Consider the following 7,573-nt stretch of genomic DNA (forward strand, 5'->3'; position numbering starts at 1 on the left):
CACTGGCGTCAAAAGGCCACCGCATCGTCTATGTCTCGGGCGAAGAGGCGGTCGCGCAGATCAGGCTGCGGGCGCAGCGGCTTGGCGTCGCCTCCTCTCCGGTCGAACTTGCCGCCGAGACCAATGTCGAAGACATCCTCGCCACAATAGCCGATGGCAAACGGCCTGACCTCGTCATCCTGGATTCGATCCAGACGCTGTGGACCGACCTTGCCGATTCGGCGCCGGGCACCGTCACCCAGGTGCGTGCCGCCGCGCAGGCGATGATCCGCTACGCGAAATCCACAGGGGCGGCGATCGTGCTGGTCGGCCATGTCACCAAGGAAGGCCAGATCGCAGGGCCGCGTGTCGTCGAGCACATGGTCGACGCCGTGCTCTACTTCGAAGGTGAAGGCGGGCATCATTACCGTATCCTGCGCACGGTGAAGAACCGTTTTGGACCGACCGACGAGATCGGCGTCTTCGAAATGTCGGACAAGGGCCTGCGCGAGGTCGCCAACCCGTCCGAGCTTTTCCTTGGCGAACGCCATGCCAAATCGCCCGGTGCTGCGGTTTTCGCCGGCATGGAGGGCACAAGGCCGGTGCTGGTCGAGATCCAGGCGCTGGTCGCGCCCTCCTCGCTCGGCACGCCACGCCGCGCCGTCGTCGGCTGGGACGGCGCCCGGCTGTCGATGATCCTGGCGGTTCTCGAAGCCCATTGCGGGGTCCGCTTCGGCAGCCACGATGTCTATCTCAACGTCGCTGGCGGCTACCGCATCTCCGAGCCCGCGGCGGATCTCGCGGTAGCGGCTGCCCTGGTTTCCTCGCTCACCGGTCTTGCCCTTCCCGCCGATTGCGTCTATTTCGGCGAAATCAGCCTTTCGGGCGCCGTGAGGCCGGTTGCGCATGCGCAACAGCGCCTCAAGGAAGCCGAAAAGCTGGGTTTTGGAAGCGCGGTTCTGCCCTCGGGCAGCGGGGAATTGGCCGGGGGGATCGGGGCCGGTTCTTTCCAGCCGACCGAGCTTGCCGACCTCGTGGCACGCATAGCCGGCTCACGCCGAAGCCGCGTGGACGTAGAAGACTAGAGCATCGGACCCAAGGGCGGGAACCGGTTTTGGGAAAACCCGATGCTCCGCGCTATAATGCGGCTCATGGAGTGGGGCGAAAGACATGCCGATTACGCTGCTTGACGGAATTCTCGTCGGCTTCACTCTGGTCTCGGCGATGCTCGCCATGGTTCGCGGCTTCTCGCGCGAAATCCTGTCCGTCGTCTCCTGGGCAGCAGCAGCCGCGGCGGCGTTCTTCTTCTACAAGCCGGTCCTGCCTTACCTCAAGCCCTACATCGAGAACGAAAAGATCGCCATGGCGGCCTCCGCCGGCGTCGTCTTCATCATCGCGCTGATCGTCGTCTCGGTCATCACCATGAAGCTCGCCGACTGGATCATCGATTCCCGAATCGGCGCGCTCGACCGTACCCTGGGCTTCCTCTACGGCGCCGCGCGCGGCATCCTGGTCGTTGCCGTCGCACTGCTGTTCTTCAACTGGTTGGCTGGCGCCAAGGCTCCCGCCTGGGTCACGGATGCCAAGTCGCGGCCTTTGCTCGAGCAGATCGGCGCCAAGCTCGAAAGCCTGCTGCCCGAGGATCCGGAAAACGCGATCCTCAAGAAGCTCAACCCGAATCAGCCGGCCGCCGAGACGCCCGCAGCTCCGGACGCCCCGGCAGCGGACGCTCCAGCAGGTGGCGACGATGCCAACACGCCGGCGCCTGACGATGACGCCGCAACACCGCCGGCGGACAACGCGCCGGCCAATCCAGCACCGGCTGCACCGGCAAACTGACGCCGAAAACGGCGTCAGGACCTAACGATGGTGTGAACGGCTGTACGGCGCGCGTTGCTTTCGACGCGAACCCGCACTATATGGCGATTTTAGCGGAGCTTAAGATGGCAGACGCAGACGACGTGCTTTCCGCCGAGGCCGACGACCATTTCCACGACGAATGCGGCGTGTTCGGCATTTTCGGCCGGCAGGATGCCGCGGCCATCGTCACATTGGGCCTGCATGCGCTGCAGCATCGCGGCCAGGAAGCGGCCGGCATCGTTTCCTATGACGGCAGCCAGTTCCATGTCGAACGCCATGTCGGCCTGATCGGCGACACCTTCACCAAGCAGCGCGTCATCGACAGCCTGCAAGGCAACCGCGCCATCGGCCACACGCGCTACGCCACCACTGGCGGCGCTGGCATGCGCAACATCCAGCCCTTCTTCGCCGAATTGGCCGATGGCGGTTTCGCCGTCGCCCACAACGGCAATCTGACCAATGCCATGACCGTGCAGCGCGCGCTGCAGAAGCAGGGCGCGATCTTCTCCTCGACCTCCGATACCGAGACGCTTTTGCACCTTGTCGCCACCAGCAAGGAGCGCGATTTGAACTCGCGTTTCATCGATGCGGTGCGGCAGGTCGAGGGCGCATTCTCGCTGGTGGCGATGACGGCCAAGAAGATGATCGGCTGCCGCGATCCGCTCGGCATCCGGCCGCTGGTGCTCGGCGATCTCGACGGCGCCTGGATCCTGGCTTCAGAGACCTGCGCGCTCGACATCATCGGTGCCCGTTTCGTGCGCGACCTGAAACCCGGCGAGATGGTCGTCGTCACATCCAAGGGCATTGAAAGCCTGTTCCCCTTCGAGCCACAGAAGACCCGCTTCTGTATCTTCGAATATGTCTATTTCGCGCGGCCGGATTCGTCGGTCGAAGGCCGCAACGTCTATGAGGTGCGCAAGCGCATCGGCGCCGAGCTCGCGGTCGAAAGCCCGGTCGAGGCGGACATCGTCGTGCCGGTGCCGGATTCGGGCACGCCTGCGGCGATCGGCTTCAGCCAGGCGGCGGGTATTCCCTTCGAGCTCGGCATCATCCGCAACCATTATGTCGGCCGCACCTTCATCCAGCCCGGCGATTCGATCCGCCACATGGGCGTCAAGCTGAAGCACAATGCCAACCGCCGCATGATCGAAGGCAAGCGCGTGGTGCTGGTTGACGACAGCATCGTGCGCGGCACCACCAGCCAGAAGATCGTGCAGATGGTGCGCGACGCCGGCGCCAAGGAAGTGCATATGCGCATCGCCTCGCCGCCGACACGCGCCTCCTGCTTCTACGGCGTCGACACGCCGGAGAAATCGAAGCTTCTGGCATCGCGCATGTCGGTGGAGGAGATGGCCGAGTTCATCCGCGTCGATTCGCTTGGGTTCCTTTCCATCGACGGGCTCTACCGCGCCGTCGGCGAGGCCAGCCGCGACAACGACCAGCCGCAATTCTGCGACGCCTGCTTCACCGGCCAGTACCCGACCCGCCTGCTCGACTTCGAAGGCCACGACAATGTGCGCACGCTGTCGCTGCTGGCGACGAGCGGGACGTAGGATTGCCGGTCCTTCGCCAGAGCGGTTCATCGTTTCACGGAAACGTAGAACCGCTCTATCTCCTTGTTTCGACGCAATTCCGGACGGAAAACCGTTTCACACTTTTCCTGGAATTGCTCCAGCCTTAGCCAGATTTCCGGAATCCATCGCATGACCCTCGACCTTACCGGCCGCGTTGCGGTCGTCACCGGCGCCTCGCGCGGCATCGGCTATTTCATCGCCAAGGAGTTGGCTGCCGCCGGCGCGCATGTCATCGCGGTGGCGCGCACCGTCGGCGGCCTGGAAGAGCTCGACGACCAGATCAAGGCGGCCGGCGGCCAGGCGACACTGGTGCCGCTCGACCTCACCGACATGGCCGGCATCGACCGGCTGGGCGGCGCCATCCACGAACGCTGGGGCAAGCTCGACATTCTCGTCGCCAATGCCGGCGTGCTTGGCGTCATCTCGCCGATCGGCCATGTCGAAGCAAAAACCTTCGAGAAGGTGATGACCATCAACGTCACCTCGACCTGGCGGCTGATCCGCTCGGTCGACCCGCTGCTACGGCTTTCGGACGCCGGCCGCGCGATCATCCTGTCTTCCAACGCGGCGCACTCGGCGCGCGCCTTCTGGGCGCCCTATGCGGCATCCAAGGCTGCGGTGGAGACCATGATGCGCTCATGGGCGCATGAGACACAAAGCCTGCCGCTGCGGGTCAACGCCGCCGATCCCGGCGCCACCCGCACCGCCATGCGTGCCCAGGCGGTGCCGGGCGAAGATCCCGAGACGCTGCCGCACCCCTCCGAGATCGCCAAACGCATCGTACCGCTGGCCAGCCCGCAGCTGAAAGAGACCGGATTGATCTTCCAGGCCAAGCACAATCGCTTCGTCGCCTATCGGCAGCCGGAATAGAACTTGAGTCTTTTTTGATGTATGCCGGTTTCCAAAACCGCTGCACACTTTTGGGCGACCTGCGTAGGGATTAAATAGGCCTCCGGAAACGTTTCTTCGACGTAGTCGAAGCCCAAACTGGAGGAACCACCATGCGTAAACTGCTTTTCGCCACCGCCGCTGTCCTGATCACAGCTGTGGGCGCCGCCTATTCGCAAGACGCAACGATGAGCTTCTTCGTCACCAGTGTCGGTTCCGGCAAGGGCGCCGATCTCGGCGGCCTCGAGGGTGCCGACGCGCATTGCGCCTCGCTGGCGGAAGCCGCCGGTGTCACCGGCAAGACCTGGGCTGCCTATCTGTCGACCAGCGACACCGATGCGCGCGACCGTATCGGCAAGGGGCCTTGGGTGAATGCCAAGGGCGTCAAGATCGCCGACGACGTCGCCTCATTGCACAGCGATGCCAACGGCATCACCAAGCAAACGGCACTGAACGAGAAAGGCGAAGTGGTCAACGGCCGCGGCGACAAGCCAAACCGCCACGACATGCTGACCGGCTCCAAGCCCGACGGCACCAAGATCGCCGACCAGACCTGCGGCGACTGGACGATGAGCGGGGCGGAAGGGGCCGCGATGATGGGCCATCACGACCGCACCGGCCTCGACGAATCGGCTGCCGCCAAATCCTGGAATTCCTCGCATGCCTCGCGCGGCGGCTGCAGCCAGGAGGCGCTGAAGGGCACCGGAGGCGACGGCCTGTTCTATTGCTTTGCCACCAACTGAGTCGATTGGCTTCAAAAATTGGGGCTGGAACCCGCCGCCATATCACGCGGCTGTGATGTGGCGGTGGAAGGCTGCACCGCGGTCATGCTTTCGTCATTTCCGTGGAGTTGGTAGGATTGCAGCGACTCCCACAACAAGCGCCCAACTGGCAGAACAAGGAAATCCCCATGGCTACGACCGCAGCAGCGTTGGTCTGGTATCTGGTAATCGCCGGCCCGCAGGGCGGCATGGTCGTGCTGCCCAGCACCTTCGACAAGCGCGAACAGTGCACGGCCGCCATCACCGAATATCAGAAGCAGCCGACACCGGCCGGGTGGTCGGTGCAATGCGTGCCCAGCGCCTCGCCCTTCACCGACGAAGGCGACGCCGAGGAACCATCAGCACAGTAAGCGTCAGCGCCGCGCGCTGACCATCAGCTCCGGCTTCTGGCTGATGGTCTGGAACACCACGCAATAGCGCTCGGTCAACTTCAGCAGCGAGTCTATCCGCTCCTGCGGCTCGTCGGTGTCGAGCTTGAAATTGAGCCGGATGGCGCGAAAGCCGACCGGCGCATCCTTGGCGACACCAAGCGTGCCGCGAAAATCGAGATCACCTTCGGCTTCAACGGTTGCGGCGCCGAGCTTGAACTCGAGCGCCGTCGCCACCGCCTTCAGCGTCACCCCGGCGCAGGCCACCAATGCCTCGAGCAGCATGTCGCCCGAGCATAGCTCAAGGCCCGAGCCGCCTGTTGCCGGATGCAGTCCGGCGATGGCAAGCGCCCTGCCCGTTTCCACCTTGCAGGCAACCGACTGGTCGTCGATCGAGCCCTTGGCGCGAAGCGTGATCAGGGCCTGCGAAGCATCGTCACGATAGGCCTGCTTCAGCGGCGCCTGCATGGCCTTCAATTCGGTCGCATCCATCGCTGTCCCTTTCATCGACTGTTTCCACCGCCGGCATCAGCCGTCCGATCGAGATTTGCGCCGACCGCCATGGGAAGGCAATGCCATTCCGCAATACGGGCCAGCCGCTGCCGGTGCTTTGTCCAGCCAGACATCTGCCCGCGAAGGGGAAGAGCGGATGTCATGCCGGCTTTCGCCCATCGCCAACGTCGCCAAGTGGCTTGACCGGAGACGCTGCCAGTTTCCCTCTGCCAGGAGTTGTCCGGCAGGACGAAGGGAGACGTGAAGGAACGCGACAGCGGCAGTTGTACGACCATACAGCCATTTCCTTTGACTTCGATCATCTCGGCCATACCTATGCGGGAGTCGTCCTCGCGGAGCCATCATGCCGGCCAAGCTGAAACTGATCTTCCTTATCCTGCCGATGCTTGCCGCCCTGGTGCAGCCCGTCCTGGCTGAAACGGCGGAGCGGCCGGCGCCCTCGGGCGGCGTGCTATCCCTGCTGCCGCCGCCGCAAACCACCAACCATTCGATCAGCCTCGCCGGGCGCAAGCTGGATTATCAGGCAAAGGCCGCCACCCTGTCGCTGCTTTCCGGCAAGGGCGACGTCACGGCGGAGATCTTCTATGTCGCTTACACGCTGCAGCAACCGGCAAGCGTGGCCAAAGACCCGCAGCGGCCGATCACCTTCGTGTTCAACGGCGGCCCTGGAGCAGCGTCCGCCTATCTGCATATCGGCGCGCTCGGTCCGCGTATTATCGCAACGGGAGCCGACGGCGAATTCCTGCCATCACCGCAAAGACTCATCGACAATCCGGACAGCTGGCTCGACATGACGGATCTCGTCTTCGTCGATCCGGTCGGAACCGGATATAGCCGCGAGGCACCGGGCCAGGACGCGCACGACTTCTGGGGCGTCAATCAGGATGCCAGCTCGATAGGCGCCTTCATCCGGCTCTATCTGGCGCAGAACGGCCGCACCGGATCGCCGCTGTTCCTCGCCGGCGAAAGCTATGGCGGGTTCCGCGCGGCGCTGCTCGCCAGGACATTGCAGGAAGACATCGGCATCAGTCCGAACGGCATCGTGCTGATCTCGCCGGCGCTGGAGTTCACGCTGGTGCAGCCCGACGAATTCGAGCCGCTGCATTGGGCGCTCGAACTGCCTTCACTGGCGGCGGTGCGCCTACGCGCCGAAGGCGTCAGCGGCGATGCTTTGCGGGAGAAGCTGGCCGAAGTCGAACACTATGCACTGGGCGATTACCTTACGGCGCTCACCAGCGGACTGGAGCAAGGCAAGCAACTGGCCAGCCAACGCGTGGCTGACATCACCGGCCTGCCGCTCGACCTCGTGCAGCGCAACTCCGCCCGCATCCCGACCGGCCTATTCGCAAGGGAGTTCTCCCGTGCCAGCGGCAAAGTGCTCAGCCCATATGACGCCATGATCGGCACGGCCGACATCGCGCCCGAGAGCGCCCGCATCGCCGGGCCGGATCCTGTGCTCGACCGCAGCGTACCGGCGCTGACGTCGGCGTTCGTCGGCTATATCAGCGACGAACTGAATTTCCGCACCGATGTCAGCTATCGGCTGCTCAATGGCGAAATCAGCCACAATTGGGATTACGGGACCAGCGCCTCGCGGCAAGGCTATGCC

At 64.1% G+C, this 7,573-nt stretch carries 9 protein-coding genes; 7 read left to right on the top strand and 2 right to left on the bottom strand.

The genetic code is table 11. The features are described 5' to 3' along the window. The 6 genes from radA to EN993_RS27735 all read left to right on the top strand — a co-directional run. Positions 1 to 1,064 (top strand): DNA repair protein RadA (gene radA, locus EN993_RS27705; RefSeq protein ID WP_127265354.1); only part of this gene is annotated, 1,064 nt, incomplete at its 5' end. Positions 1,065 to 1,149: 85 nt separating this feature from the next. Then, positions 1,150 to 1,818, top strand: coding sequence for a CvpA family protein (locus EN993_RS27710; RefSeq protein ID WP_109662805.1), 669 nt, complete (start codon positions 1,150 to 1,152; stop codon positions 1,816 to 1,818). Positions 1,819 to 1,922: 104 nt separating this feature from the next. Then, positions 1,923 to 3,392 (top strand): amidophosphoribosyltransferase, encoded by a 1,470-nt coding sequence (gene purF, locus EN993_RS27715; RefSeq protein ID WP_109662803.1) that lies wholly within the window; start codon positions 1,923 to 1,925, stop codon positions 3,390 to 3,392. 150 nt (positions 3,393 to 3,542) lie between these two features. Then, positions 3,543 to 4,283 carry an SDR family NAD(P)-dependent oxidoreductase gene (locus tag EN993_RS27725; protein WP_109662799.1) on the top strand — a complete coding sequence of 247 codons (741 nt, stop codon included), beginning with the start codon at positions 3,543 to 3,545 and terminating at the stop codon, positions 4,281 to 4,283. A 131-nt stretch (positions 4,284 to 4,414) separates the two neighbouring features. Continuing rightward, on the top strand, positions 4,415 to 5,044 hold the full coding sequence (locus EN993_RS27730; protein ID WP_127265356.1) for a hypothetical protein: 630 nt from the start codon (positions 4,415 to 4,417) through the stop codon (positions 5,042 to 5,044). A gap of 167 nt (positions 5,045 to 5,211) precedes the next feature. Beyond that, a complete protein-coding gene (locus tag EN993_RS27735; protein WP_013532531.1) occupies positions 5,212 to 5,433 on the top strand; it encodes a hypothetical protein in 222 nt (73 codons plus the stop codon). A 3-nt stretch (positions 5,434 to 5,436) separates the two neighbouring features. On the opposite strand, the gene EN993_RS27740 is transcribed toward EN993_RS27735, so the two are convergent. Together EN993_RS27740 and EN993_RS27745 are read right to left on the bottom strand one after the other, a co-directional pair. After that, positions 5,437 to 5,943, bottom strand: coding sequence for an OsmC family protein (locus EN993_RS27740; protein WP_109662795.1), 507 nt, complete (start codon positions 5,941 to 5,943; stop codon positions 5,437 to 5,439). An 11-nt stretch (positions 5,944 to 5,954) separates the two neighbouring features. Further along, complete coding sequence (locus EN993_RS27745) at positions 5,955 to 6,275, bottom strand: hypothetical protein (protein ID WP_127265357.1); 321 nt, start codon at positions 6,273 to 6,275, stop codon at positions 5,955 to 5,957. Positions 6,276 to 6,307: 32 nt separating this feature from the next. On the opposite strand from EN993_RS27745, the gene EN993_RS27750 reads away from it, so the two are divergent. Beyond that, a partial coding sequence (locus EN993_RS27750; protein ID WP_127265358.1) for an alpha/beta hydrolase occupies positions 6,308 to 7,573 on the top strand: 1,266 nt, incomplete at its 3' end.

The organism is Mesorhizobium sp. M7D.F.Ca.US.004.01.2.1 (assembly GCF_003997785.1).
GTDB lineage: Bacteria > Pseudomonadota > Alphaproteobacteria > Rhizobiales > Rhizobiaceae > Mesorhizobium > Mesorhizobium loti.

Bases quoted from the DNA above. Each gene is read 5' to 3' on its own strand.
- purF (WP_109662803.1), top strand. From the start codon at position 1,923: ATGGCAGACGCAGACGACGTGCTTTCCGCCGAGGCCGACGACCATTTC.
- EN993_RS27730 (WP_127265356.1), top strand. From the start codon at position 4,415: ATGCGTAAACTGCTTTTCGCCACCGCCGCTGTCCTGATCACAGCTGTG.
- EN993_RS27740 (WP_109662795.1), bottom strand. From the start codon at position 5,943: ATGGATGCGACCGAATTGAAGGCCATGCAGGCGCCGCTGAAGCAGGCC.
- EN993_RS27725 (WP_109662799.1), top strand. From the start codon at position 3,543: ATGACCCTCGACCTTACCGGCCGCGTTGCGGTCGTCACCGGCGCCTCG.
- EN993_RS27735 (WP_013532531.1), top strand. From the start codon at position 5,212: ATGGCTACGACCGCAGCAGCGTTGGTCTGGTATCTGGTAATCGCCGGC.
- EN993_RS27745 (WP_127265357.1), bottom strand. From the start codon at position 6,275: ATGGCCGAGATGATCGAAGTCAAAGGAAATGGCTGTATGGTCGTACAA.
- EN993_RS27710 (WP_109662805.1), top strand. From the start codon at position 1,150: ATGCCGATTACGCTGCTTGACGGAATTCTCGTCGGCTTCACTCTGGTC.